The 26,367-nt window shown below is 38.8% G+C and carries 38 protein-coding genes; 37 read left to right on the top strand and 1 reads right to left on the bottom strand.

Translation table 11 applies throughout. The features are described 5' to 3' along the window. The 37 genes from rpoC to C1A09_RS00120 all read left to right on the top strand — a co-directional run bounded on the left by rpoC (position 1) and on the right by C1A09_RS00120 (position 24,315). Positions 1-4,296 carry a DNA-directed RNA polymerase subunit beta' gene (gene rpoC / locus C1A09_RS00300; RefSeq protein WP_101541773.1) on the top strand — a complete coding sequence of 1,432 codons (4,296 nt, stop codon included), beginning with the start codon at positions 1-3 and terminating at the stop codon, positions 4,294-4,296. Between the two features lie 219 nt (positions 4,297-4,515). Continuing rightward, positions 4,516-4,827 (top strand): DUF3467 domain-containing protein, encoded by a 312-nt coding sequence (locus C1A09_RS00295; protein WP_101541772.1) that lies wholly within the window; start codon positions 4,516-4,518, stop codon positions 4,825-4,827. 118 nt (positions 4,828-4,945) lie between these two features. Beyond that, positions 4,946-5,347 carry a 30S ribosomal protein S12 gene (gene rpsL, locus C1A09_RS00290; protein WP_101541771.1) on the top strand — a complete coding sequence of 134 codons (402 nt, stop codon included), beginning with the start codon at positions 4,946-4,948 and terminating at the stop codon, positions 5,345-5,347. A 153-nt stretch (positions 5,348-5,500) separates the two neighbouring features. Further along, positions 5,501-5,977, top strand: coding sequence for a 30S ribosomal protein S7 (gene rpsG / locus C1A09_RS00285; protein WP_101542396.1), 477 nt, complete (start codon positions 5,501-5,503; stop codon positions 5,975-5,977). 57 nt (positions 5,978-6,034) lie between these two features. After that, the gene (gene fusA, locus C1A09_RS00280) at positions 6,035-8,152 is read left to right on the top strand and encodes an elongation factor G (protein ID WP_101541770.1); all 2,118 of its coding nucleotides are present in this window, start codon (positions 6,035-6,037) and stop codon (positions 8,150-8,152) included. 84 nt (positions 8,153-8,236) lie between these two features. Next, positions 8,237-8,542 (top strand): 30S ribosomal protein S10, encoded by a 306-nt coding sequence (gene rpsJ / locus C1A09_RS00275; protein ID WP_004291244.1) that lies wholly within the window; start codon positions 8,237-8,239, stop codon positions 8,540-8,542. Positions 8,543-8,561: 19 nt separating this feature from the next. Beyond that, positions 8,562-9,179, top strand: a complete 618-nt coding sequence (rplC, locus tag C1A09_RS00270) for a 50S ribosomal protein L3 (protein WP_101541769.1) — start codon at positions 8,562-8,564, stop codon at positions 9,177-9,179. Then, positions 9,179-9,805, top strand: a complete 627-nt coding sequence (gene rplD, locus C1A09_RS00265) for a 50S ribosomal protein L4 (protein ID WP_101541768.1) — start codon at positions 9,179-9,181, stop codon at positions 9,803-9,805. The genes rplC and rplD overlap by 1 nt, the downstream gene beginning before the upstream one ends. A gap of 16 nt (positions 9,806-9,821) precedes the next feature. After that, on the top strand, positions 9,822-10,115 hold the full coding sequence (rplW, locus tag C1A09_RS00260; protein WP_087412064.1) for a 50S ribosomal protein L23: 294 nt from the start codon (positions 9,822-9,824) through the stop codon (positions 10,113-10,115). A 5-nt stretch (positions 10,116-10,120) separates the two neighbouring features. Next, positions 10,121-10,945, top strand: coding sequence for a 50S ribosomal protein L2 (rplB, locus tag C1A09_RS00255; protein ID WP_101541767.1), 825 nt, complete (start codon positions 10,121-10,123; stop codon positions 10,943-10,945). A gap of 20 nt (positions 10,946-10,965) precedes the next feature. Next, a complete protein-coding gene (rpsS, locus tag C1A09_RS00250) occupies positions 10,966-11,235 on the top strand; it encodes a 30S ribosomal protein S19 (protein WP_101541766.1) in 270 nt (89 codons plus the stop codon). A gap of 36 nt (positions 11,236-11,271) precedes the next feature. Continuing rightward, complete coding sequence (gene rplV / locus C1A09_RS00245) at positions 11,272-11,682, top strand: 50S ribosomal protein L22 (RefSeq protein ID WP_004291236.1); 411 nt, start codon at positions 11,272-11,274, stop codon at positions 11,680-11,682. Positions 11,683-11,687: 5 nt separating this feature from the next. Next, a complete protein-coding gene (gene rpsC / locus C1A09_RS00240; protein WP_101541765.1) occupies positions 11,688-12,419 on the top strand; it encodes a 30S ribosomal protein S3 in 732 nt (243 codons plus the stop codon). Between the two features lie 21 nt (positions 12,420-12,440). After that, positions 12,441-12,875: a 50S ribosomal protein L16 gene (gene rplP / locus C1A09_RS00235; RefSeq protein ID WP_005656538.1), complete on the top strand. Its 435-nt coding sequence runs from the start codon at positions 12,441-12,443 to the stop codon at positions 12,873-12,875. A 5-nt stretch (positions 12,876-12,880) separates the two neighbouring features. After that, the gene (rpmC, locus tag C1A09_RS00230; RefSeq protein ID WP_101541764.1) at positions 12,881-13,078 is read left to right on the top strand and encodes a 50S ribosomal protein L29; all 198 of its coding nucleotides are present in this window, start codon (positions 12,881-12,883) and stop codon (positions 13,076-13,078) included. Next, positions 13,075-13,344, top strand: coding sequence for a 30S ribosomal protein S17 (gene rpsQ / locus C1A09_RS00225; RefSeq protein WP_101541763.1), 270 nt, complete (start codon positions 13,075-13,077; stop codon positions 13,342-13,344). The genes rpmC and rpsQ overlap by 4 nt, the downstream gene beginning before the upstream one ends. Before the next feature lie 2 nt (positions 13,345-13,346). Further along, a complete protein-coding gene (gene rplN, locus C1A09_RS00220) occupies positions 13,347-13,712 on the top strand; it encodes a 50S ribosomal protein L14 (protein ID WP_005825700.1) in 366 nt (121 codons plus the stop codon). A gap of 20 nt (positions 13,713-13,732) precedes the next feature. After that, entirely contained in the window at positions 13,733-14,053 is a 321-nt protein-coding gene (rplX, locus tag C1A09_RS00215; RefSeq protein WP_101541762.1) for a 50S ribosomal protein L24, read from the top strand. Then, on the top strand, positions 14,053-14,610 hold the full coding sequence (gene rplE / locus C1A09_RS00210; RefSeq protein ID WP_101541761.1) for a 50S ribosomal protein L5: 558 nt from the start codon (positions 14,053-14,055) through the stop codon (positions 14,608-14,610). The genes rplX and rplE overlap by 1 nt, the downstream gene beginning before the upstream one ends. A 6-nt stretch (positions 14,611-14,616) precedes the next feature. Further along, complete coding sequence (gene rpsN / locus C1A09_RS00205) at positions 14,617-14,916, top strand: 30S ribosomal protein S14 (RefSeq protein ID WP_101541760.1); 300 nt, start codon at positions 14,617-14,619, stop codon at positions 14,914-14,916. Between the two features lie 53 nt (positions 14,917-14,969). Beyond that, a complete protein-coding gene (gene rpsH / locus C1A09_RS00200; RefSeq protein ID WP_004291226.1) occupies positions 14,970-15,365 on the top strand; it encodes a 30S ribosomal protein S8 in 396 nt (131 codons plus the stop codon). A gap of 15 nt (positions 15,366-15,380) precedes the next feature. Further along, complete coding sequence (gene rplF / locus C1A09_RS00195) at positions 15,381-15,950, top strand: 50S ribosomal protein L6 (protein ID WP_101541759.1); 570 nt, start codon at positions 15,381-15,383, stop codon at positions 15,948-15,950. Between the two features lie 20 nt (positions 15,951-15,970). Then, positions 15,971-16,315 carry a 50S ribosomal protein L18 gene (gene rplR, locus C1A09_RS00190; RefSeq protein ID WP_101541758.1) on the top strand — a complete coding sequence of 115 codons (345 nt, stop codon included), beginning with the start codon at positions 15,971-15,973 and terminating at the stop codon, positions 16,313-16,315. 5 nt (positions 16,316-16,320) lie between these two features. Then, on the top strand, positions 16,321-16,839 hold the full coding sequence (gene rpsE, locus C1A09_RS00185) for a 30S ribosomal protein S5 (RefSeq protein ID WP_009125145.1): 519 nt from the start codon (positions 16,321-16,323) through the stop codon (positions 16,837-16,839). Between the two features lie 11 nt (positions 16,840-16,850). Next, positions 16,851-17,027 (top strand): 50S ribosomal protein L30, encoded by a 177-nt coding sequence (rpmD, locus tag C1A09_RS00180; RefSeq protein WP_004291222.1) that lies wholly within the window; start codon positions 16,851-16,853, stop codon positions 17,025-17,027. 30 nt (positions 17,028-17,057) lie between these two features. Then, positions 17,058-17,504, top strand: coding sequence for a 50S ribosomal protein L15 (gene rplO, locus C1A09_RS00175; RefSeq protein WP_101541757.1), 447 nt, complete (start codon positions 17,058-17,060; stop codon positions 17,502-17,504). Positions 17,505-17,508: 4 nt separating this feature from the next. After that, positions 17,509-18,852 (top strand): preprotein translocase subunit SecY, encoded by a 1,344-nt coding sequence (gene secY / locus C1A09_RS00170; protein ID WP_101541756.1) that lies wholly within the window; start codon positions 17,509-17,511, stop codon positions 18,850-18,852. 12 nt (positions 18,853-18,864) lie between these two features. Next, the gene (map, locus tag C1A09_RS00165) at positions 18,865-19,665 is read left to right on the top strand and encodes a type I methionyl aminopeptidase (protein ID WP_101541755.1); all 801 of its coding nucleotides are present in this window, start codon (positions 18,865-18,867) and stop codon (positions 19,663-19,665) included. A gap of 9 nt (positions 19,666-19,674) precedes the next feature. After that, positions 19,675-19,893, top strand: coding sequence for a translation initiation factor IF-1 (infA, locus tag C1A09_RS00160; protein WP_002558052.1), 219 nt, complete (start codon positions 19,675-19,677; stop codon positions 19,891-19,893). An 8-nt stretch (positions 19,894-19,901) separates the two neighbouring features. Continuing rightward, entirely contained in the window at positions 19,902-20,018 is a 117-nt protein-coding gene (gene ykgO / locus C1A09_RS00155; protein ID WP_002558051.1) for a type B 50S ribosomal protein L36, read from the top strand. A gap of 34 nt (positions 20,019-20,052) precedes the next feature. Further along, on the top strand, positions 20,053-20,433 hold the full coding sequence (gene rpsM, locus C1A09_RS00150; RefSeq protein ID WP_009122263.1) for a 30S ribosomal protein S13: 381 nt from the start codon (positions 20,053-20,055) through the stop codon (positions 20,431-20,433). An 11-nt stretch (positions 20,434-20,444) separates the two neighbouring features. Then, positions 20,445-20,834 carry a 30S ribosomal protein S11 gene (gene rpsK / locus C1A09_RS00145; protein WP_073402471.1) on the top strand — a complete coding sequence of 130 codons (390 nt, stop codon included), beginning with the start codon at positions 20,445-20,447 and terminating at the stop codon, positions 20,832-20,834. A 115-nt stretch (positions 20,835-20,949) separates the two neighbouring features. After that, positions 20,950-21,555: a 30S ribosomal protein S4 gene (gene rpsD / locus C1A09_RS00140; RefSeq protein ID WP_101541754.1), complete on the top strand. Its 606-nt coding sequence runs from the start codon at positions 20,950-20,952 to the stop codon at positions 21,553-21,555. A gap of 11 nt (positions 21,556-21,566) precedes the next feature. Further along, complete coding sequence (locus C1A09_RS00135; RefSeq protein ID WP_101541753.1) at positions 21,567-22,559, top strand: DNA-directed RNA polymerase subunit alpha; 993 nt, start codon at positions 21,567-21,569, stop codon at positions 22,557-22,559. A gap of 3 nt (positions 22,560-22,562) precedes the next feature. Continuing rightward, entirely contained in the window at positions 22,563-23,063 is a 501-nt protein-coding gene (gene rplQ / locus C1A09_RS00130; RefSeq protein ID WP_101541752.1) for a 50S ribosomal protein L17, read from the top strand. A gap of 183 nt (positions 23,064-23,246) precedes the next feature. After that, positions 23,247-23,669, top strand: a complete 423-nt coding sequence (locus C1A09_RS00125) for a DUF8440 family protein (RefSeq protein WP_101541751.1) — start codon at positions 23,247-23,249, stop codon at positions 23,667-23,669. A 106-nt stretch (positions 23,670-23,775) separates the two neighbouring features. Beyond that, positions 23,776-24,315: a DUF8460 domain-containing protein gene (locus C1A09_RS00120; RefSeq protein ID WP_101541750.1), complete on the top strand. Its 540-nt coding sequence runs from the start codon at positions 23,776-23,778 to the stop codon at positions 24,313-24,315. Positions 24,316-24,359: 44 nt separating this feature from the next. Here C1A09_RS00120 and C1A09_RS00115 read toward each other — a convergent pair whose 3' ends face one another. Beyond that, entirely contained in the window at positions 24,360-26,177 is a 1,818-nt protein-coding gene (locus tag C1A09_RS00115; protein ID WP_101541749.1) for a MutS family DNA mismatch repair protein, read from the bottom strand. Between the last annotated feature and the right edge of the window lie 190 nt (positions 26,178-26,367).

Raw genomic sequence — 26,367 nt, 5'->3', positions numbered from 1 at the left:
ATGGCTTTTAGAAAAGATAACAAGATAAAGAGTAATTTCTCGAAAATCTCTATTGGTTTGGCTTCTCCCGAAGAAATCTTAGAGAATTCGAGTGGTGAAGTTTTAAAGCCTGAAACCATCAACTATCGTACATATAAGCCTGAACGTGACGGTTTGTTCTGCGAACGTATTTTCGGTCCTATCAAGGATTATGAATGTCACTGTGGTAAATATAAACGTATCCGTTATAAAGGCATTGTTTGTGACCGTTGTGGTGTGGAAGTGACTGAAAAGAAGGTACGTCGTGAGCGTATGGGACATATTCAGTTGGTTGTTCCAGTAGCACATATTTGGTATTTCCGTTCACTTCCTAATAAAATTGGTTACTTGTTAGGATTGCCTACCAAGAAACTTGATGCTATTATTTATTACGAGCGTTACGTCGTTATTCAGCCGGGTGTGTTGGTTGATGAGGTAGCACAGTTTGATTTGCTCGAAGAAGGAGAATATTTGGATCTTCTGGAGAAGTTGCCGAAAGACAATCAGTTCCTCGAAGATTCTGATCCTAATAAGTTTATAGCCAAAATGGGTGCAGAAGCTATTTATGACTTGCTGTCCCGTTTGGATCTTGATGCTCTGTCATACGAACTGCGTCACCGTGCAGGGAGTGATGCTTCACAGCAACGTAAGAGTGAAGCTTTGAAACGTCTTCAGGTTGTCGAATCGTTCCGTGCATCGCGTGGACGTAATAAACCAGAATGGATGATTGTACGTATTGTACCGGTTATTCCACCGGAACTTCGTCCCTTGGTTCCATTGGATGGTGGACGTTTTGCCACTTCCGACTTGAATGATCTTTATCGTCGTGTTATTATTCGTAATAATCGTTTGAAGAGATTGATTGAGATAAAGGCTCCTGAAGTCATTTTGCGTAATGAAAAACGTATGTTGCAGGAAGCAGTTGATTCATTGTTTGATAACTCGCGTAAGTCTAGTGCGGTAAAAACGGATGCTAATCGTCCGTTGAAATCTCTTTCTGATAGTTTGAAAGGTAAACAAGGACGTTTCCGCCAAAACCTGTTGGGTAAGCGTGTCGACTATTCTGCTCGTTCTGTAATTGTTGTAGGTCCGGAACTGAAGATGGGTGAGTGTGGTATTCCAAAACTGATGGCAGCTGAGTTGTATAAACCGTTTATCATCCGTAAACTTATTGAGCGTGGTATCGTGAAAACGGTAAAGAGCGCCAAGAAGATTGTGGATCGTAAGGAACCTGTTATTTGGGATATTTTGGAGCATGTGATGAAAGGTCATCCGGTATTGTTGAACCGTGCGCCGACTCTTCACCGTCTGGGTATACAGGCGTTCCAACCTAAAATGATTGAAGGTAAGGCTATTCAGCTTCATCCTCTGGCTTGTACGGCATTTAATGCTGACTTCGACGGTGATCAAATGGCTGTTCACTTGCCGTTAAGTAATGAGGCTGTTTTGGAAGCTCAAATGTTGATGTTGCAGTCACACAATATTCTTAACCCTGCTAATGGTGCACCTATTACTGTGCCTGCACAAGATATGGTACTTGGGTTGTATTATATTACCAAGTTGCGTAAGGGTGCAAAAGGGGAAGGTTTGACTTTCTATGGTCCGGAGGAAGCTCTTATTGCTTACAATGAAGGCAAGTGCGATATTCACGCTCCTATTAGTGTCATTGTGAAAGATGTTGACGAGAACGGAAATATTGTGGATAAAATGATGCATGATACTTCTGTAGGCCGTGTTATTGTGAATGAGATAGTTCCGGCAGAAGCAGGTTATATCAATACGATTATATCTAAAAAATCACTTCGTGATATCATTAGCCATGTAATTAAGGTATGTGGTGTTGCTAAGGCGGCAGATTTTCTCGATGGAATTAAGAACCTTGGTTATTATATGGCATTTAAAGGTGGATTGTCGTTCAATTTGGGTGATATTATTATTCCTGAAGAGAAGGAAGCGCTGGTACAGAAGGGATATGAAGAAGTGGAACAGGTTATCAATAACTATAATATGGGTTTCATCACTAACAATGAACGTTACAATCAGGTTATTGATATATGGACACATGTAAATTCTGAGTTGTCTAATATCTTGATGAAAACAATTTCGAGTGATGATCAAGGTTTCAACTCTGTATATATGATGTTGGATTCTGGCGCTCGTGGTTCTAAAGAACAGATCCGTCAGCTTTCTGGTATGCGTGGTTTGATGGCAAAGCCTCAAAAAGCGGGTGCCGAAGGTGGTCAGATTATTGAGAACCCGATTCTTTCTAACTTTAAAGAAGGTTTGTCTGTGTTAGAATATTTTATCTCTACACACGGTGCTCGTAAAGGTTTGGCTGATACTGCATTGAAAACTGCTGATGCCGGATATCTGACTCGTCGTTTGGTTGACGTGTCGCATGATGTGATTATTAATGAAGAAGATTGTGGTACACTCCGTGGATTGGTCTGTACAGCTCTGAAGAATAACGATGAAACTATCGCTACTCTGTATGAACGTATTCTCGGTCGTGTATCTGTACATGATATTGTTCATCCTACGACAGGCGAACTTTTAGTTGCAGGGGGTGAAGAAATCACCGAAGAAATAGCCCAGAAGATTGAGGATTCTCCGATAGAGAGTGTTGAAATCCGTTCTGTATTGACTTGTGAATCCAAGAAAGGAGTTTGTGCTAAATGTTACGGACGTAACTTGGCTACAAGTCGTATGGTTCAAAAGGGTGAAGCTGTAGGCGTTATCGCGGCGCAATCTATTGGTGAGCCGGGTACACAGTTGACGTTGCGTACATTCCATGCTGGTGGTACGGCTGCTAATATTGCTGCTAATGCAAGTATTGTTGCTAAAAATCCTGCTCGTTTAGAATTTGAGGAACTTCGTACTGTAGATGTTATTGATGAAGCCGGTGAGCCTGCTAAAGTAGTGGTTGGACGTTTGGCCGAAGTACGTTTTGTAGATGTAAACACGGGTATTGTGCTTTCTACACATAATGTTCCTTATGGTTCTACACTTTATGCTGCTGATGGTGAAATGGTAGAAAAGGGTAAGCTTATTGCTCGTTGGGATCCGTTTAATGCAGTTATTATAACTGAAGCTACGGGTAAGATTGAGTTTGAAGGAGTGATTGAAAACGTAACTTATAAAGTAGAATCTGATGAATCAACAGGTTTACGTGAAATCATTATTATTGAGTCTAAGGATAAGACAAAAGTGCCTACTGCACATATCATGACAGAAGATGGAGAGCTTATTCGCACTTATAATTTACCGGTAGGAGGTCATGTAGTAGTAGAAGATGGACAGAAGGTAAAGGCTGGTGAAGTTATCGTAAAAATTCCGCGTGCTGTTGGTAAAGCGGGTGATATTACGGGTGGACTTCCTCGTGTTACTGAATTGTTTGAAGCTCGTAATCCGTCTAATCCTGCTGTTGTTTCTGAAATTGATGGTGAAATAACAATGGGTAAGGTAAAACGTGGTAATCGCGAGATTATTGTAACTTCTAAGACTGGTGAAGTTAAGAAATATCTCGTGCCATTGTCTAAGCAAATCCTTGTACAAGAGAATGATTATGTACGTGCAGGTACTCCGTTGTCGGATGGTGCTATTACTCCTGCCGATATTCTTGCTATTAAAGGTCCTACTGCTGTCCAGGAATATATCGTGAATGAGGTACAAGACGTATACCGTTTGCAAGGTGTGAAGATCAACGATAAACATTTTGAAATTATAGTTCGTCAAATGATGCGTAAGGTTGAGATTGATGAACCGGGTGATACTCGTTTCTTGGAACAACAGGTTGTGGATAAACTGGAGTTCATGGAAGAAAATGATCGTATATGGGGTAAGAAAGTGGTAATAGATGCTGGAGACTCACAAAATCTGCAACCGGGTCAGATTGTAACAGCACGTAAGTTGCGTGATGAAAATTCAATGCTGAAACGTCGTGACTTGAAACCTGTGGAAGTACGTGATGCTGTTCCTGCTACTTCTACTCAAATACTTCAAGGTATTACGCGTGCTGCTTTGCAGACCTCAAGTTTTATGTCTGCTGCTTCCTTCCAGGAAACTACGAAGGTGCTCAATGAAGCTGCTATCAATGGTAAGGTAGATAAGTTGGAAGGTATGAAGGAGAACGTTATTTGCGGTCACTTGATTCCTGCCGGTACCGGTCAACGGGAGTTTGAAAAGATTATTGTTGGCTCCAAAGAGGAATATGATCGTATGCTTGCCAATAAGAAGACTGTTCTTGACTATGCTGTTGATGAGAAGGTTGAAGAATAAATAGTGCTAATACAATCGTTTATTTTATAACTGAAAGAGGGTAGTTCGATGATTTATCGAATTGCCCTCTTTGATTATTTTTGTGATTCATATTAAGAATATTGAACAAGTCTAATAATTATAAGAATGACATACTCTTTTCTGAATAATAATACACTGACTTTTGTAGATTTGAATGAAAAAAGGTATATTTGCTCTTTATATAAATGAATGTAAAGTATGGAAAAACTAGAAAATAATAATGGTCAATTACAAATTGAGTTAAAAGAGGATGTGGCTCAGGGCACATATGTTAATCTTGCTATAATTACACATTCCAGTTCAGAATTTATTCTTGATTTCGTGCGTGTGATGCCTGGTATCCCTAAAGCAGGAGTGAAATCACGTATAGTTTTGGCGCCTGAACATGCTAAACGATTACTTCGTGCACTTGAAGAAAACATTGGTAAATATGAACGTTCTTTTGGTGCTATTCGTATGGTGGATGAACAACCTCTTCCACCATTGCCTAATATCAAGGGTGAAGCATAAAATCAAAAAAAAACTTGTAGTGCATTGATTATTCAAAACTTATTAGTATCTTTGCAGCCCAAAAGTGTATAGTTTTGAATTAATATAAACAATAATATATAAATTAAAAACAATTAAAATGCCTACAATTCAGCAATTAGTAAGAAAAGGACGTGAAGTGTTGGTAGACAAAAGTAAGTCTCCCGCCTTGGATTCATGCCCTCAAAGACGTGGCGTTTGCGTGAGAGTGTATACAACCACTCCGAAAAAACCGAATTCAGCTATGCGTAAAGTAGCTCGTGTACGTTTGACTAACGGTAAAGAGGTGAACTCTTATATTCCGGGAGAAGGTCATAATTTGCAGGAACACTCAATCGTGTTGGTACGTGGTGGCCGTGTAAAAGATCTCCCGGGTGTGCGTTATCATATCGTTCGTGGAACTTTGGATACTGCGGGTGTTGCGGGGCGTACTCAAAGACGTTCTAAATATGGTGCTAAGCGTCCAAAACCAGGACAAACTGCTCCTGCAAAGAAAAAATAATTTGTAGTTGAGTGTAAAAATATAAAAAATTAAAAGTAATAACTTACGTTTTAGTTTGTTGGAAATGCTAAAGGTTGAGTAAATTCTCCGGTGGGGGAGTTGAAGAAGACAGAAGTAACAGCCAAGAACGAAAAACATTATTTTTTCAGACAAATGAGAAAAGCAAAACCTAAAAAACGCGTTATCCTTCCGGATCCTGTGTTTAGTGATGTTAAAGTTTCTAAGTTCGTTAATCATTTGATGTACGATGGAAAGAAGAATACTTCTTATGAGATTTTCTATGCAGCTTTAGAAACGGTGAAGAATAAAATGCAGAATGAAGAAAAATCTGCTCTTGAAATCTGGAAAAAGGCTCTGGATAATGTAACTCCTCAGGTGGAAGTAAAGTCTCGCCGTGTAGGTGGTGCAACGTTTCAAGTTCCGACGGAAATCCGTCCTGATCGTAAAGAATCCATTTCTATGAAGAATTTGATCATCTTCGCTCGTAAGCGTGGTGGTAAATCAATGGCTGATAAATTGGCAGCTGAAATTATGGATGCGTTTAACGAGCAAGGTGGTGCTTACAAACGTAAAGAAGATATGCATAGAATGGCAGAAGCTAACCGTGCATTTGCTCATTTCAGATTCTAATACTGTTAAGAGATAACCAATTGAAGATTAAAAACTTAATGTAAAAGGAATTAGAAAATGGCAAAGAGTGATTTACATTTGACGCGTAATATCGGTATCATGGCTCATATTGATGCCGGCAAAACAACAACTTCTGAACGTATCCTATTTTATACGGGGTTGACCCACAAAATTGGAGAAGTACATGATGGCGCTGCTACAATGGACTGGATGGAGCAAGAACAAGAACGTGGTATTACTATCACTTCTGCTGCTACTACTACTCGTTGGAAATATGCAGGTAATACTTATAAAATCAATCTGATTGATACTCCGGGGCACGTGGACTTCACTGCTGAGGTAGAACGTTCTTTACGTATTCTTGATGGGGCTGTTGCTGCTTATTGTGCAGTAGGTGGTGTTGAACCGCAATCTGAAACGGTTTGGCGTCAAGCTGATAAGTATAATGTACCCCGTATTGCGTACGTTAATAAGATGGACCGCTCTGGTGCAGATTTCTTTGAGGTTGTTCGTCAGATGAAGGATGTCTTGGGTGCTAATCCTTGTCCTATTGTTGTGCCTATTGGTGCTGAAGAGTCTTTTAAGGGCTTGGTTGACCTTATTAAGATGAAAGCAATTTATTGGCATGACGAGACAATGGGGGCTGATTATACGGTAGAAGAAATTCCTGCAAATTTAATTGATGAGGCTACCGAGTGGAGAGATAAAATGCTTGAGAAAGTAGCTGAGTTTGATGATGCTTTAATGGAAAAATATTTCGATGATCCTTCTACTATTACAGAAGAAGAAGTGCTAAGAGCTCTTCGTAATGCAACAGTACAAATGGCTGTTGTTCCGATGTTGTGTGGCTCTTCCTTTAAAAATAAAGGTGTACAGACTTTGCTTGATTATGTTTGTGCATTTTTACCTTCTCCGTTGGATACTGAGAATGTAATTGGAACAAATCCGGAAACAGGTGCAGAAGAAGATCGTAAACCAAGTGAAGATGAAAAAACATCTGCTTTAGCATTTAAGATTGCTACAGACCCTTATGTTGGTCGTTTAACATTCTTTCGTGTATATTCTGGTAAAATTGAGGCAGGCTCTTATATTTATAACTCTCGTTCTGGTAAGAAGGAACGTGTTTCTCGTCTGTTCCAGATGCATTCAAATAAGCAAAATCCCGTTGAGGTGATTGGTGCTGGTGATATTGGTGCTGGTGTCGGTTTTAAGGATATTCATACTGGTGATACATTATGTGATGAAACAGCTCCAATCGTATTGGAATCTATGGACTTCCCGGAACCGGTAATTGGTATTGCTGTGGAACCGAAAACTCAGAAGGATATGGATAAGTTGTCCAATGGTTTGGCTAAATTGGCCGAAGAAGATCCGACGTTTACAGTGAAGACTGATGAACAGACTGGTCAGACTGTTATTTCCGGTATGGGTGAGTTGCACTTGGATATTATTATTGATCGTTTGAAACGTGAGTTTAAAGTTGAATGTAATCAAGGTAAACCTCAAGTTAACTATAAAGAGGCGATTACTAAGACTGTCAACTTGCGTGAGGTTTATAAGAAACAATCGGGTGGGCGTGGTAAGTTTGCAGATATTATTGTAAATATTGGTCCGGTTGATGACGACTTTACTCAAGGTGGTTTGCAGTTTGTTGACGAAGTGAAAGGAGGTAATATTCCTAAAGAATTTATTCCGTCTGTACAGAAGGGTTTCACTACTGCAATGAAGAATGGTGTGTTGGCTGGTTATCCGCTGGATTCACTGAAAGTAACTTTGCTTGATGGCTCTTTCCATCCGGTCGATTCTGACCAGTTGTCTTTTGAAATTTGTGCTATTCAGGCATATAAGAATGCTTGCGCTAAGGCAGGTCCTGTTTTGATGGAGCCTATTATGAAGTTGGAAGTTGTAACTCCGGAAGAAAATATGGGTGATGTTATTGGTGACTTGAACAAGCGTCGTGGACAGGTAGAAGGTATGGAATCTAGTCGTTCTGGTGCCCGTATTGTAAAAGCAATGGTTCCATTGGCAGAAATGTTCGGTTATGTAACTGCTTTGCGTACTATTACTTCAGGTCGTGCTACTTCTTCAATGGTGTATTCTCATCATGCTCAGGTCTCTAACTCTATTGCTAAGGCAGTATTGGAAGAAGTAAAAGGACGTGCTGATTTACTCTAAAATTCTTGAAGCTCGTAAGCTAGCGAATGACTCTTAGCTTACAGGGCTTCATCTTATATAACTATTTAATAATTAGAAACAGTAATGAGTCAGAAAATTAGAATTAAACTGAAATCTTACGACCACAACTTGGTTGACAAGTCGGCTGAGAAGATTGTAAGAACGGTGAAGACAACTGGTGCCATTGTTAGTGGTCCAATTCCTCTTCCTACGCATAAGCGTATCTTTACCGTAAATCGTTCGACTTTCGTTAATAAAAAGTCGCGTGAACAATTTGAACTTTCTTCTTATAAGAGATTGATCGACATCTATAGCTCAACGGCTAAGACAGTAGATGCTCTAATGAAGTTGGAGTTGCCGAGTGGTGTGGAAGTAGAAATCAAAGTGTAAGTATTAAAAATTAAGTGAAATGCCAGGATTATTAGGAAAAAAAATCGGAATGACATCCGTTTTCAGTGCCGAGGGTAAGAATGTACCATGCACTGTTATCGAAGCAGGTCCTTGTGTTGTTACTCAAGTGAAAACTGTAGAAAAGGACGGTTATGAAGCTGTTCAGTTGGGTTTCCAAGAAAAAAAAGAGAAGCACACTACAAAGCCTTTAATGGGGCACTTTAAAAAAGCTGGAGTAACTCCCAAGAAACACTTGGCTGAGTTCAAGGAATTTGAAACAGAGTTGAATCTGGGTGATACTGTTACTGTAGAGATGTTCAACGATGCGACTTTTGTTGATGTTGTAGGTACTTCTAAGGGTAAAGGCTTCCAAGGTGTAGTAAAACGTCATGGTTTCGGTGGTGTAGGTCAGACTACTCATGGTCAGCATAACCGTGCTCGTAAACCGGGTTCTATTGGTGCATGTTCTTATCCAGCAAAAGTGTTCAAGGGAATGCGCATGGGTGGACAATTAGGTGGTGACAGAGTAACTGTTCAAAATTTGCAAGTATTAAAAGTAATCGCGGAACATAATCTGCTTTTGATTAAGGGTTCTGTTCCTGGTTGCAAAGGTTCAATCGTAATAATTGAAAAATAATGGAAGTTAACGTATATAATATTAAAGGTGAAGACACTGGGAGAAAGATTACGTTAAACGAGTCTATCTTCGGAATTGAGCCCAACGACCACGCTATTTACTTGGATGTTAAACAGTTTATGGCTAACCAGCGTCAGGGTACACACAAGTCAAAAGAAAGAAGCGAAATTAGTGGCTCTACTCGTAAAATTGGTCGCCAAAAAGGTGGTGGTGGTGCACGTCGTGGTGACATGAATTCACCAGTACTCGTTGGTGGAGGACGTGTATTTGGTCCGAAACCGAGAGATTACTATTTTAAATTAAACAAGAAAGTGAAAGCTTTGGCTCGTAAGTCAGCTTTGTCATATAAGGCTCAAAACAATGGTATCGTGGTTGTGGAGGACTTCTCTTTTGACGCTCCTAAGACAAAAGATTTCATTGCAATGACAAAAAATCTTAAAGTTTCTGATAAAAAACTGCTTATGATTTTACCTGAAGCAAATAAAAACGTATATTTGTCGGCTCGTAACGTGAAGAGTGCAAACGTGCAGACTATCTCAGGGTTAAATACTTACAGAGTATTAGACGCTGGGGTTGTTGTGTTTGCAGAAAGTGCACTATCTGCTATCGACAATATCTTAATGTAAAAAGGAGGCTTAAATAATGGGAATTATTATTAAACCGTTAGTGACAGAGAAAATGACTGCAATTACTGATAAGGCGAACAATCGTTTCGGCTTTATTGTGCGTCCTGAAGCTAATAAACTGGAAATTAAGAACGAAGTTGAAGCCCTTTACAACGTTACCGTGGTTGATGTGAATACTATTCGTTATGCTGGCAAAAATAAAAGCCGTTATACGAGGGCTGGTATCATCAATGGACGTACTAATGCATATAAGAAAGCTATTGTTACGTTGAAAGAAGGAGATACTATTGATTTTTATAGTAATATTTAAAAAAAATGGCAGTACGTAAATTTAAGCCCACAACACCGGGGCAAAGACATAAAATTATTGGTACTTTCGAAGAAATTACTGCACGAGTACCAGAAAAGTCTCTTGTATTTGGTAAGAAATCTACTGGTGGTCGTAATAATACAGGTAAAATGACCATGCGCTATATTGGTGGTGGCGCTAAGAAGATTATCCGTATCGTAGACTTCAAGAGAAATAAAGATGGTGTGCCTGCAGTAGTTAGAACAATTGAGTATGATCCGAACCGTTCGGCTCGTATCGCTTTATTGTTCTATGCAGATGGAGAAAAAAGATATATTATTGCTCCCAATGGATTGCAAGTTGGTGCGACTTTGATGTCAGGTGAAAATGCTGCTCCAGAGATTGGAAATGCTCTTCCTCTTCAGAATATACCGGTTGGTACTGTAATTCACAATATTGAATTACGTCCGGGACAAGGCGCTGCTTTGGTTCGTTCAGCTGGTAATTTTGCTCAGTTGACTTCAAGAGAAGGTAAATACTGCGTTATTAAATTGCCTTCAGGTGAGGTTCGTCAGATCCTCAGTACTTGTAAAGCTACTATCGGTAGCGTTGGTAACTCAGATCATGGATTGGAAAGTTCAGGTAAGGCTGGACGTTCTCGTTGGTTAGGACGTCGTCCGCGTAACCGTGGTGTTGTTATGAACCCGGTTGACCACCCAATGGGAGGTGGTGAAGGACGTGCTTCAGGAGGACACCCGAGATCTCGTAAGGGATTGTATGCTAAGGGTCTTAAGACAAGAGCTCCGAAGAAACAATCGTCTAAGTATATTATTGAGAGAAGAAAGAAGTAATCTGATTAATTGAGTAAATTATGAGTCGTTCATTAAAAAAAGGTCCGTATATTAACGTTAAGCTTGAGAAAAAAGTGCTTGCCATGAATGAATCAGGTAAGAAAGTAGTAGTTAAGACTTGGGCCAGAGCTTCAATGATTTCGCCCGATTTTGTAGGCCATACCATTGCAGTTCACAATGGAAATAAATTTATTCCTGTATATGTTACCGAAAATATGGTAGGACACAAGTTGGGAGAATTCGCTCCAACTCGTACGTTCAGAGGACATGCTGGTAATAAGAAAAAATAATACAGGATTTATTTGAAATAATAAAGTAATAATATAATGGGAGCAAGAAAAAAAATATCGGCTGAAAAAAGAAAAGAAGCCCTTAAAACCATGTATTTTGCGAAATTGCAAAATGTTCCTACTTCCCCCCGTAAAATGCGTCTCGTGGCTGACATGATTCGTGGGATGGAGGTGAACAGAGCGCTTGGCGTTTTGAAGTTCTCTTCTAAGGAGGCTGCTGCTAGGGTGGAAAAGTTGCTGCGTTCTGCAATTGCTAATTGGGAGCAGAAAAACGAACGTAAAGCAGAAAGTGGTGAATTGTTTGTAACTAAGATTTTTGTTGATGGTGGTGCTACACTCAAAAGAATGAGACCAGCCCCGCAGGGTAGAGGTTACAGAATTCGTAAACGTTCAAATCATGTAACGTTGTTCGTCGGTTCTAAAAGTAATAACGAAGATCAAAATTAAGGTAAATGGGACAAAAAGTTAATCCAATAAGCAACCGTTTAGGAATTATCAGAGGATGGGATTCCAATTGGTATGGTGGAAAGAATTACGGCGACTCTTTGCTGGAAGATAGTAAGATTCGTAAATATTTGAATGCTCGTCTTGCAAAAGCCAGCGTTTCAAGAATTGTAATTGAACGTACACTGAAACTCGTGACTATTACCGTTTGTACAGCACGTCCGGGTATTATTATCGGTAAAGGTGGCCAAGAAGTAGATAAGTTGAAGGAAGAGTTAAAGAAGGTCACAGATAAAGATATCCAGATTAACATCTTCGAAGTTAAAAGACCTGAGTTGGACGCTGTTATCGTGGCTAATAACATCGCTCGTCAGGTGGAAGGTAAAATTGCCTATCGTCGTGCCATCAAGATGGCTATTGCCAATACCATGCGTATGGGTGCGGAAGGTATCAAAATTCAGATTTCAGGACGTTTGAATGGTGCAGAAATGGCTCGTTCTGAAATGTATAAGGAAGGAAGAACTCCGTTGCACACTTTCAGAGCAGACATTGACTATTGTCATGCAGAAGCATTGACAAAAGTTGGTCTTCTCGGTATTAAAGTTTGGATTTGTAGAGGTGAAGTTTATGGTAAGAGGGAGTTGGCTCCAAACTTTACACAAAGCAAGGAAAGTGCTCGTGGAAGCAATAGCGGAAGCAATGGCGGAAAGAACTTCAAAAGAAAGAAAAATAATCGCTAACGAATTTGATTTTTAGGAATTATGTTACAACCGAAAAAGACAAAATTCAGAAGACAACAAAAAGGCCGTCAAAAAGGTAATGCCCAAAGAGGAAACCAGTTGGCTTTCGGATCTTTTGGTATTAAGGCTTTGGAAACAAAATGGATTACAGGCCGTCAGATTGAAGCTGCACGTATTGCAGTGACAAGATATATGCAACGTCAAGGACAGATTTGGATTCGTATTTTCCCGGATAAACCTATTACTAGAAAACCTGCTGATGTACGTATGGGTAAAGGTAAGGGTAGTCCTGAGGGATTTGTTGCTCCTGTTACACCAGGTAGAATTATTATCGAAGCTGAAGGAGTATCTTATGAAATCGCAAAAGAGGCTTTGCGCTTAGCAGCACAGAAGCTTCCTATCACAACTAAGTTTGTGGTGAGACGTGATTATGATATTCAAAATCAAAATGCGTAAGGAGTATGAAAATAGCAGAAATTAAAGAAATGCCTACCAATGATTTGGTGGAAAGAGTAGAAACAGAAGTAGCTAATTACAACCAAATGGTTTTAAATCATTCTATTTCTCCTTTGGATAATCCTGCTCAGATCAAACAATTACGCAGGACTATTGCGCGTATGAAAACAGAATTACGCCAAAGAGAACTTAACAATAAATGATGAGCTTGATGGAAGCAAGAAATTTAAGAAAAGAAAGAACTGGGGTTGTGCTGAGTAACAAAATGGATAAAACCATTACAGTAGCAGCTAAGTTTAAGGAAAAACACCCCATATATGGTAAGTTCGTTAGCAAAACGAAGAAATACCATGCTCATGATGAAAAAAATGAGTGCAATATCGGTGATACTGTACGCATCATGGAAACTCGTCCTTTGAGCAAGACTAAGAGATGGAGATTGGTAGAAATAATTGAAAGAGCTAAGTAATTATGATACAAGTAGAATCCAGACTTACAGTATGTGATAATAGTGGAGCAAAAGAGGCTCTCTGTATTCGCGTTTTGGGTGGTACAGGTCGTCGCTATGCTTCAGTAGGGGACGTGATTGTTGTTTCTGTAAAGAGCGTTATCCCTTCAAGTGATATTAAAAAAGGTGCAGTGTCTAAAGCTTTGATCGTGCGTACTAAGAAAGAAATCCGTCGTGCTGATGGTTCTTATATACGTTTTGATGATAATGCTTGCGTGTTGTTGAATAATGCAGGTGAAATTAGAGGTAGTCGTATTTTCGGTCCGGTAGCTCGTGAGCTTCGTGCTACTAACATGAAAGTTGTGTCACTCGCTCCTGAAGTACTTTAATATTGTAAAAGATTTAAGTAATGAGTAAATTACATATTAAAAAAGGCGATACAGTTTACGTAAATTCTGGTGAAGACAAGGGTAAGACTGGTCGTGTATTGAAGGTTCTTGTGAAGGAAGGACGTGCAATTGTTGAAGGTATCAATATGGTATCTAAGAGCACAAAACCGAATGCAAAGAACCCACAAGGTGGTATTGTGAAGCAAGAAGCTTCTATCCATTTGTCAAATTTGAATCCGGTTGATCCAAAGACTGGTAAAGCAACGCGTGTTGGTAGAAAAGAAAGTGCTGATGGTACTTTAGTGCGTTATTCTAAAAAATCAGGAGAGGAGATTAAGTAATGAGTAATACTGCTAGCCTTAAGAAAGAATATGCAGAGCGTATTGCGCCTGCATTGAAATCACAGTTCCAATATTCTTCTTCAATGCAGATACCCGTACTTAAGAAGATTGTCATCAATCAGGGTTTGGGTATGGCTGTTGCCGATAAGAAGATTATTGAAGTGGCAATTAATGAAATGAGTGCTATTACTGGTCAGAAAGCCGTAGCAACTATTTCCCGTAAGGATATTGCAAACTTTAAGTTGCGCAAAAAAATGCCAATTGGTGTTATGGTAACTTTACGTCGTGAGAGAATGTACGAATTCCTTGAAAAATTAGTTCGTGTGGCTCTGCCTCGTATTCGTGACTTCAAAGGTATTGAAAGTAAGTTCGATGGTAAGGGTAATTATACCCTTGGTATTCAGGAACAAATCATTTTTCCTGAAATTAATATTGATAGTATTACCAGAATTCTCGGAATGAATATTACCTTTGTAACCTCTGCGCAAACAGATGAAGAAGGTTATGCCTTATTGAAAGAATTCGGTTTACCGTTTAAAAACGCTAAAAAAGATTGATAAGTTATGGCAAAGGAATCAATGAAAGCACGTGAAATTAGACGTGCCAAATTAGTAGCCAAATATGCCGAGAAAAGAGCTGCATTGAAGCAAATCGTTAGGACAGGTGATCCTGCTGACGCATTTGAAGCTGCGCAGAAATTGCAGGAACTGCCTAAAAATTCTAATCCGATTCGTATGCACAATCGTTGCAAGTTGACTGGCCGTCCGAAAGGATATATCCGTCAATTCGGTATTTCTAGAATCCAGTTCCGTGAGATGGCCTCTAATGGTCTTATTCCCGGTGTAAAGAAAGCAAGCTGGTAATTTTTAGTTTAAATATTGTCAGGGTAGTCCTGATTAATTTAATTTATTTTTATATGACTGATCCAATAGCAGATTATTTGACGAGGTTGCGGAACGCTATTCAAGCAAAGCACAGAGTTGTGGAAGTTCCGGCTTCAAATTTGAAAAAAGAAATCACTAAGATTCTTTTTGAAAAAGGCTACATCCTTAATTATAAGTTTGTAGAAGATGGTCCTCAAGGTACAATTAAGGTTGCCTTGAAGTATGATCCGGTTAATAAAGTTAACGCAATTAAGAAACTGGAAAGAATTTCTTCTCCGGGTTTGCGTCAATATACCGGTTATAAAGACATGCCGCGAGTTATTAATGGTTTGGGTATTGCTATAATATCTACTTCCAAAGGTGTAATGACCAACAAAGAAGCCGCTGAATTAAAAATTGGTGGTGAAGTTTTGTGTTATGTATATTAATAGGAGGAATTAGCAATGTCAAGAATAGGAAAATTACCCATTAGTATCCCTGCTGGAGTAACAGTTACTCTGAAAGATAATGTGGTTACCGTAAAGGGACCCAAAGGCGAAATGAGCCAATATGTAAATCCTGCTATCAATGTTTCCATTGAGGATGGTCATGTTGTTCTGACTGAGAATGAAAACGAGATGTTGGATAATCCGAAGCAGAAACATGCATTTCACGGTCTCTACCGTTCATTGGTTCACAACATGGTTGTTGGTGTATCTGAAGGATATAAGAAAGAGTTGGAACTTGTCGGTGTAGGTTACCGTGCTGCTAACCAAGGTAATATTGTTGAGTTATCTTTAGGTTATACTCATAATATTTTTATACAGTTGCCGGCTGAGGTAAAAGTTGAAACTAAGTCTGAAAGAAATAAGAACCCTCTTATTATTTTAGAATCTTGTGATAAACAGTTGCTTGGTCAAGTTTGCTCTAAAATACGTTCTTTCCGTAAGCCTGAACCGTATAAGGGTAAGGGTATTAAGTTTGTTGGCGAAGAAATTCGTAGAAAGTCTGGTAAATCAGCCGGTGCTAAATAATTATTTAAATTGATAGTATTATGACAACAAAAATAGAAAGACGGATTAAGATCAAATATAGAGTACGCAATAAAGTTTCAGGTACGACTGAATGTCCGCGTATGAGTGTATTTAGAAGCAATAAGCAAATCTATGTTCAGATTATCGACGATTTGTCTGGTAAGACACTAGCTGCTGCATCTTCTTTAGGTATAACTGAGAGTATGTCGAAGAAAGAGCAGGCTGCTAAGGTAGGTGAACTGATTGCGAAAAAAGCTCAAGAAGCAGGTATTACTACTGTTGTTTTTGACCGTAATGGTTACTTGTATCATGGGAGAGTAAAAGAGGTAGCTGATGCTGCCCGTAACGGTGGACTTAAATTTTAATCATTATGGCAGGACTTAATAATAGAGTTAAGATTACAAACGATATAGAGCTGAAAGACAGATTGGTTGCTATTAATCGTGTGACCAAAGTAACCAAGGGTGGTAGAACTTTTAGTTTCTCTGCTATTGTGGTAGTAGGTAATGAAGAAGGTATCATCGGTTGGGGCCTTGGTAAAGCTGGCGAAGTGACAGCTGCTATTGCTAAAGGTGTTGAATCTGCAAAGAAAAACTTGACTAAAGTGCCTGTTTTGAAGGGTACGGTTCCCCACGAACAGTCTGCTAAATTTGGTGGTGCTGAGGTATTTATCAAGCCGGCTTCTCACGGTACTGGTGTAGTAGCAGGTGGTGCAATGCGTGCTGTGCTTGAAAGTGTTGGTGTAACAGATGTTTTGGCAAAGTCAAAAGGTTCTTCCAACCCGCATAACTTGGTAAAAGCTACTATTCTTGCATTAAGTGAAATGCGTGATGCTCGTATGGTTGCTCAGAACAGAGGAATTAGTATGGAAAAAGTATTTAGAGGATAAGGAGGAAGAATATGTCGACTATTAAGATTAAACAAGTTAAAAGTAGAATTGGGGCTCCTGCAGATCAGAAGAGAACTCTTGATGCACTGGGACTCCATAAGTTGAATCGTGTGGTTGAACACGAATGTACTCCTTCAATTCTTGGAATGGTGGATAAGGTTAAACACTTGGTTACCATTGTTAAGTAATTATTTGTTGAATATAAAACGAATTACAATATGAACTTAAGTAATTTAAAACCTGCAGAGGGATCTACTAAAACAAGAAAAAGAATCGGACGTGGTCCGGGTTCTGGCTTGGGAGGTACTTCTACTAGAGGTCATAAGGGAGCTAAATCAAGATCTGGATACTCTAAGAAGATAGGTTTTGAAGGTGGTCAGATGCCTCTTCAACGTCGTGTTCCTAAGTTTGGCTTTAAAAACATTAATCGTGTAGAGTATAAAGCTATCAACTTGGATACAATTCAGAAATTGGCAGAAGCTAAGAATTTACAAACTGTAGGTATTAATGATTTCATTGAAGCCGGTTTCATTTCTTCCAGCCAGTTGGTAAAAGTATTAGGTAACGGAACTTTGACTGCTAAGTTGGATGTACAAGCACATGCATTTTCTAAGACTGCTGTTGCTGCCATCGAAGCTGCTGGTGGACAAGTAGTAAAACTCTGATACAATGAGAAAAGCTATTGAAACATTAAAGAATATATGGAAAATTGAGGATCTGAGACAACGGATCCTCATTACCATATTGTTTGTGGCAATTTACCGTTTTGGTTCGTATGTTGTTTTGCCGGGAATTAACCCGTCGATGTTAACACAATTGCATCAACAAACAAGCGAGGGTCTTTTAGCTTTGTTAAACATGTTTTCTGGAGGAGCATTCTCTAATGCATCTATTTTTGCATTGGGTATTATGCCTTATATCTCTGCTTCCATTGTGATTCAGTTGCTAGGTATTGCGGTACCGTATTTTCAGAAACTGCAACGCGAAGGTGAAAGTGGTAGAAGAAAAATGAATCAGTATACTCGTTATTTGACTATTATTATTTTGCTGGTTCAAGCTCCTTCTTATTTGCTCAATCTTAAAATGCAGGCTGGTCCTTCTTTAAATGCTTCATTAGATTGGACTCTGTTTATGCTTACTTCTACCATTATTTTGGCTGCAGGAAGTATGTTTATTTTGTGGCTTGGTGAGAGAATTACAGATAAAGGAATCGGTAACGGTATTTCATTGATCATCATGATTGGTATTATTGCCCGTCTGCCTCAGTCTTTGTTTCAAGAATTAATTTCTCGTATGACAGATAAAACAGGTGGTTTAGTGATGTTTTTGATTGAACTTGTTGTTTTATTGATTGTCATTGCATTTGCTATTCTTTTAGTTCAAGGAACTAGAAAAATACCAGTTCAGTATGCAAAAAAGATTGTAGGTAATAAGCAATATGGCGGTGCTAGACAATATATCCCTTTGAAGGTAAATGCTGCTAACGTGATGCCTATTATTTTTGCTCAGGCAATCATGTTTATTCCTATTACTCTTATTGGATTCTCTAATGTAAATAATGTAAGCGGTTTCGTACATGCATTAACTGATCATACAAGTTTTTGGTATAATTTGATTTTTGCAGTGTTGATTATATTGTTTACGTATTTCTATACTGCAATTACCATTAATCCGACTCAGATGGCTGAGGATATGAAGAGAAATAATGGTTTTATTCCAGGTATCAAACCGGGAAAGAAAACAGCTGAGTATATTGATGAGATTATGTCTCGTATTACTTTGCCTGGTTCTTTCTTTTTGGCTTTGGTTGCTATTATGCCTGCATTTGCTGGTATATTTGGTGTGAAAGCTGAGTTTGCTCAGTTCTTCGGTGGTACATCTTTGTTAATTCTTGTAGGTGTAGTTCTTGATACTCTCCAGCAGGTTGAAAGTCATTTGTTGATGAGACATTATGATGGTTTATTGAAATCTGGACGTATTAAAGGACGTAGTGGCAGTGTAGCTGCATATTAATCATTTTGAAGAATGATATTTCTTAAAACTGAGGATGAAATAGAACTGCTCCGCAAGAGTAATTTGCTTGTTGGAAAAACACTGGCTGAAGTCGCTAAAATATTAAAGCCGGGAGTAACAACAAAAGAGCTTGATAGGGTAGCAGAGGAGTTCATTAGAGATAATGGTGCTGTTCCTACTTTCAAAGGTTTTCCGAGTCAATGCGGTGATCCATTTCCTGCTTCAATCTGTACATCTGTAAATGATCAGGTTGTACATGGAATTCCGAGTGATGATGTAGTACTTAAAGAAGGTGATGTTGTGTCTGTTGATTGTGGTACTTACATGAATGGTTTTTGTGGTGATTCTGCTTATACGTTTTGTGTAGGTGAAGTTGATGAGGAAGTTCGTAAATTATTGAAAGTTACTAAAGAAGCATTATATATAGGAATACAGAATGCTGTTCAAGGTAAGCGGGTGGGGGATATCGGATATTCGATACAGCAACACTGCGAGTCTAATTCTTATGGTGTAGTGCGTGAGTTTGTCGGTCATGGAATTGGTATGGAAATGCATGAGGATCCACAAGTTCCTAATTATGGTAAACGTGGTTATGGAACGATGTTAAAAAAAGGTTTATGTATTGCTATTGAGCCAATGATTACTTTAGGTAGCCGACAGATAGTAATGGAGCGTGATGGATGGACAGTAAGAACCAAGGATCGGAAATGTGCTGCTCATTTTGAGCATACGATAGCGGTCGGAAATGGAGATGCTGAAATTTTATCATCTTTCAAATTCATTGAGGAAGTATTAGGAGATAAAGCAATTTAAGAGTTTAATATGGCAAAGCAATCTGCAATAGAACAAGATGGAGTTATAGTTGAAGCATTGTCTAATGCAATGTTTCGTGTTGAATTAGAAAACGGACATGAGATTACTGCGCATATTTCCGGTAAGATGCGAATGCATTATATCAAAATCCTGCCGGGTGATAAGGTAAGAGTCGAAATGTCTCCTTACGATTTATCGAAAGGAAGAATTGTATTTAGATATAAATAAAATAAGATATGAAAGTAAGAGCATCCTTAAAGAAACGTACGCCAGAGTGTAAGATCGTTAGACGTAATGGCCGTTTGTATGTTATTAACAAGAAAAATCCTAAGTATAAACAACGTCAAGGATAATATTATTATTTTTGCAAGAAAAATAATTTAGTATATGGCTATAAGAATAGTTGGTGTCGATTTACCTCAAAATAAAAGAGGTGAAGTTGCGTTGACCTATGTATATGGAATAGGTCGTAGTAGTTCAGCAAAAATTTTGGATAAAGCGGGTGTTGATAAGGACCTGAAAGTGAAAGACTGGACGGATGATCAGGCTGCCAAGATTCGTGAGATCATTGGTGCAGAGTATAAAGTTGAAGGTGATCTTCGTTCTGAAGTTCAATTGAACATTAAGCGTTTAATGGATATCGGTTGTTACCGTGGTGTACGTCATCGTATTGGTCTTCCTGTGAGAGGACAGAGCACAAAAAATAACGCTCGTACTCGTAAAGGTAGAAAGAAAACCGTTGCTAATAAGAAAAAAGCTACTAAATAATAATTGTTGATATGGCAAAAAAAACAGTTGCAGCAAAAAAGAGAAATGTAAAGGTAGATGCTAATGGACAGTTACATGTTCATTCATCTTTCAACAACATTATTGTTTCTCTGGCAAATAGTGAAGGTCAGATTATTTCATGGTCTTCTGCTGGAAAGATGGGATTTAGAGGTTCTAAGAAGAATACTCCTTATGCAGCACAGATGGCTGCGCAAGATTGTGCTAAGATAGCATATGATCTTGGATTGAGAAAGGTAAAAGCATATGTGAAAGGTCCGGGTAATGGGCGTGAATCTGCTATTAGAACTATCCATGGTGCAGGTATTGAAGTTACGGAGATTGTTGATGTAACTCCGCTTCCGCATAATGGTTGTCGTCCTCCGAAAAGACGTAGAGTTTAAGATTTACCTTTAATAAAAATGACACTTGATTTTGTTATTGGATTGTATATTCTTCTCTGCAATCGCGGCTGCAACAAATTGAGTTCATGAATAAACAATTAAATATTTAAAAGAAATGGCTAGATATACTGGACCAAAATCAAGAATAGCCCGTAAATTCGGTGAAGGAATCTTTGGAGCAGACAAGGTATTGTCAAAGAAGAATTACCCTCCTGGTCAACACGGAAATTCAAGAAAGAGAAAAACTTCTGAATATGGTGTTCAACTTCGTGAGAAACAGAAAGCCAAATACACCTATGGAGTTTTGGAAAAACAATTCCGCAACTTGTTTGAGAAGGCTGAAACCGCTAAAGGTATTACCGGTGAAATTCTTCTTCAATTGTTAGAAGGTCGTCTTGACAATATAGTATTCCGTTTGGGTATTGCTCCGACTCGTGCAGCTGCTCGTCAGTTGGTTAGTCATAAGCATATTACTGTAGATGGTGAAGTTGTAAATATACCTTCATATGCAGTAAAACCAGGGCAGGTGATTGGTGTTCGTGAAAGATCTAAATCTTTGGAAGTTATCGCTAATTCACTGGCGGGATTTAATCACAGCAAGTATCCTTGGTTGGAATGGGATGATAATGCAAAAGTAGGTAAGTTGTTGCATATACCTGAAAGAGCAGACATTCCTGAAAACATTAAAGAGCATTTGATTGTAGAATTGTATTCTAAATAATAATTAATTTCATGGCGATATTAGCATTTCAAAAACCTGATAAAGTATTAATGTTGGAAGCGGATTCAAAATTCGGAAAATTCGAATTTCGTCCGTTGGAGCCTGGTTTCGGTATTACCGTAGGTAATGCATTGCGCCGCATCCTGCTTTCTTCATTGGAAGGTTTTGCCATTACCACTATTAAGATAGACGGTGTTGAGCATGAATTCTCCAGTGTTCAGGGAGTTAAAGAGGATGTTACTAACATTATCTTGAATCTGAAACAAGTGAGATTCAAGCAAGTAGTTGAAGAATTCGAGAGCGAAAAAGTAAGTATTACAATCGAGAATTCAAGTGAATTTAAAGCAGGTGACATAGGTAAGTATTTAACTGGATTTGAAGTGTTAAATCCTGAATTAGTTATTTGTCATTTAGATTCAAAGGCAACTATGCAGATAGATATTACGATCAACAAAGGTCGTGGTTATGTTCCTGCTGACGAAAACCGCGAATATTGCACTGACGTGAACGTAATTCCTATCGATTCTATTTATACTCCGATACGTAATGTGAAGTATCAGGTAGAAAACTTCCGTGTAGAACAGAAGACTGACTATGAAAAATTGGTACTTGAGATTACTACGGACGGTTCCATTCATCCGAAAGAAGCTCTGAAAGAGGCTGCAAAAATTCTGATTTATCATTTCATGCTCTTCTCTGATGAGAAGATTACGTTAGAAAGTAACGATGTTGACGGCAATGAAGAATTTGATGAAGAAGTATTGCACATGCGTCAATTGTTGAAGACTAAGCTTGTTGATATGGATCTTTCGGTTCGTGCCCTTAACTGTTTGAAGGCTGCCGATGTAGAAACTTTGGGCGACTTGGTACAGTTCAACAAGACGGATCTGCTGAAATTCAGAAACTTCGGAAAGAAATCGCTTACCGAGCTTGATGATTTGCTGGAAAGTCTGAATCTGTCGTTTGGAACTGATATTTCTAAATATAAATTAGATAAAGAATAAAAAATGAGACATAATAAAAAATTCAACCATTTAGGTCGTACTGCCTCTCATAGAAACGCTATGTTGGCTAATATGGCGTGTTCTCTGATTAAGCACAAAAGAATCACTACGACTGTTGCAAAGGCCAAAGCTTTGAAGAAGTTTGTTGAGCCTTTGATTACAAAAGCTAAAGATGATACGACAAATTCTCGCCGTGTTGTATTTAGCAATTTGCAAGACAAGTATGCTGTAACTGAGTTGTTTAAAGAAATCTCTGTGAAGATTGCTGATCGTCCAGGTGGTTACACTCGTATCATTAAGACAGGTAATCGTTTAGGTGATAATGCAGAAATGTGCTTTATTGAACTTGTTGATTATAACGAAAACATGGCTAAGGAAAAAGTTGCTAAGAAAGCTACTCGTACCCGTCGTTCAAAGAAAGCTACTGCTGAAGTTACTCCTGCTGTAGAAACTGCTACTCCGGTTGCTGAAGTTCCTGCTACAGAAGAAACTAAAGCAGAATAATTTCAACTATTCTTTTTATATATAGAAAGCTGTCCCAGCGATTGGGACGGCTTTTTTTATTTCCTTTGTATCTTTCTCTTTCATACCTTATTATTGGGATTTAGCATATTTCATTCAACAAATATTAAAAGATGTATGCGTTAAACAAATCTATCGGTTAAACCGTTATATTTGCATATTGTTATGGCTAGATATATAAAGTTTATAGGATTTCTGGTGCTTGCATTGGCCTTATGGCAGACAGCGAGTGATACGTTTATCGGGAGTGAATCGATAAATGGAAAAAAATCTGTAGATATTCAAGCTATAACTGGTAGTCCCCAGCAAGAAGCTACATGTTTTACCACCCCTCAATTGCCTTATTTACCCGATGCAGAATTGGCAGGTGTCAATGGAGGATATACGCAGTTAGTGACCTCGTCCCGTATTCAGCGTACCATTGCTACAGAGTATGTTTTTTCTTTAAAAGATTGGATAGACAAAATAGCCCAGTATGAGGCTGTTCTGTCATTACATCGGGAGAAACTTTTTGATTCTACAGCTTATTATCGTTATCAACCTGTGTGTGAGTATTATATATTCACATTGAGACGTATTCTCATTTAGTGATTTTATTGAACTAAAACTTTATTTCTTCTGTGCAGGTTAAATATATTCTGCAAGAAGGAAAGATCTATTTTTTTATTTCAACAAATCATTAAAACAAATTATTATGGCAACTCAAACTGTTGACGCAACACTTTTTGCGTCTGAACATCCCGATATTGTAAAGCGTACAAGTGTTTCTGGCCTTATCCTTTCAGTAGCAATGCTGTTAGTAGGTATTTTGATCTTTGCATCCATCTTTGAGATGAGTGATAAATCTTCCACAGTCAGTATGGCATTAATGGTACTGGGTACGGCATTAGTTTTATTAGGTGTTTTCCGTTTGTTCTGGAAATCCAAAGAAATTGTATATCTTCCTACTGGGAGTGTAGCAAAAGAACATAGCCTTTTCTTTGACTTGAAATATATGAACCAGTTGACAGAAATGATTGAACACGGAAAGTTGGACTGTGAATCTAGTGTGAAAGGTGATGCAAGTGGAAACATACGTATGGATGTGATGCTTTCTCAAGATAATAAGTTTGCCGCCGTACAGTTATTCCAATTTGTGCCGTATACATACACACCGATAACATCCGTGCGCTATTTTACAGATAATGAGGCTGCGGCAGTATCTGCATTTTTGTTAAGATGTAAGAATATGTAAATTTACGAGGACGATTAAAGCACGTTTTTAGTAAAGATTGGGGATTAGTCGGTGACGGCAATCCCCATTTTTTTCATTAGAAAGCATGCATTCATATTTTGAGCGATACCCGGCCGGAGCTGATAAGAAAATGTTAACTCATTATCTGTTATATCCGCTTCGAAACGATAATTGCGGATATTCTTGGGAAATAAGTCAATGAGTGTACCCAATAACAAGTCATGTGTGGCAATGATACCATTGGCCTGTAACGCCATGAACTGTTTGATAAGAGCAAACGATCCTTTCTGTTTATCCATTGAATTAGTTCCCTTCAGAATTTCATCAAGAATGATAAACAATTCCTCATCTGCCTGTAATTTATCAATGATAAGTTTCAAACGTTTAAGTTCCGCAAAGAAATACGACTCGTTATCGTTTAGAGAATCGCTGGTGCGTAAACTGGTGATAAGTCGTGCTGGGTAGACCTCCATATTTAGCGCGCAGACAGGCATCCCGATACAGGCGAGCAGATAATTAATGCCCACAGTACGCAGATACGTACTTTTTCCGGCCATATTTGCTCCCGTAATAATAATAAAGAATGGTCGTTTCTCCATATCGATATCATTACGGACACAGCGGTCGCGATGCATCAGCGGGTGTCCTAAAGCTTTTGCGCGAAAACGAAATCCCTTTTCTTTCAGTATTGTCGGATAAATATAATCAGGATGATTATATGCGAAAGTAGCTAGGGAATTGAGTGCATCCATTTGTCCGATAGCAGTAAGCCAGCGGGGTAATTCGCCTGCATACTGTTCCTTCCAAGTCTCGATACGCATTATTTGTTGCAACTCCCATAAGAACAGACCATTAAGAATGATATACATAAAGACATTGTTTCGTTGGTCCAATTCATTCATCAACTTGCTTAGTTGGCTGATAGAGTGCGACGCCTTTCTTCTTTCACCACCTATTTTTTCTTTTATGTCCTTCAGTAATGTACATTGCATCGGTTGTTCTTCCATTAGTCGCAGCAATTCCGCATACGTTCCCAAAATTTGTAGTTTCTTGCCATATACAGCCTGCATCTTAGTAATTTTTCCTGTGAAGCCGAAGCTGGCAATCACAAATATCATCCAGATAACTCCCCATAATGATGCAGGCAGTATACCGGCAATCACTAAACTTATACATAACACATTTATTCCCGCAATCACTTTGGGTAACACTCGTAGAAAACGTTTTTTACGGAAAACACTTGGACTTGCTGCCCATTCTTTCAGTTCCATTTTATCAGCTACTTTCCCTTTATGCAGCAAACCTAGAATGCGGAAACGTTGGCGGAACTTCAGTTCCGGCGTTAATTCCCGTACAGCCTCTTGTCTTTGTAATATCTCCTCTTTCCTCTCCAGATGTTTTCCCAACCATTCTGCCAGTAACTCTTTCCCCAACTCCGTACATGTGCGGTTGATATATTGAAACATCGAATGTGGACCAAAAATATCCAGATCGTATGTATATAGATGCGCAGGTTCTATGAACTCTTTACCGTCGTCGAAGGCAGAAGTGTCATAATTCAGCGCAGCCAGCTCCTGCCGGTTGATTTCAACCTTCTTCTCTAGATAATCTTTTTTATAGAACAGGCGGTTGTGATATTTTATCAACAGAATAAACGGCAACAGCGTTACGAGCACAATGACTACCACTGTCATCCAGCCGTCCGACCGGAAGTAGATAATTCCCACTATACCGGCAATGAACAACAGCAACCGCAACGTACCGATACGATATATCTGCTGTTGTGTCTTATTTAGCTCTTGTTGGCCTCTTTCCGCGATACTGCGGTATGTATGGCTGACTTCCTCGATACTACCCTTCATTGTCTTCTGTCTTTTTTTATATACGAAGACAAAGATAAGATAAATATGCGACATCCCGCTTTCTCTTAAGGATAGAATGAACTGAGATAGGGTATAAAGTAAGATGCTGTTATTACCCAAAGATATGCATTCTGCGGAAAAGTTATATCTCGGCACGCGAGATATACATCTTGGCATTGAAGATGACCAT

It is taken from the genome of Bacteroides cutis (assembly GCF_900241005.1).
GTDB lineage: Bacteria > Bacteroidota > Bacteroidia > Bacteroidales > Bacteroidaceae > Bacteroides > Bacteroides cutis.
This window is presented reverse-complemented; position numbering and strand designations above follow the sequence as displayed.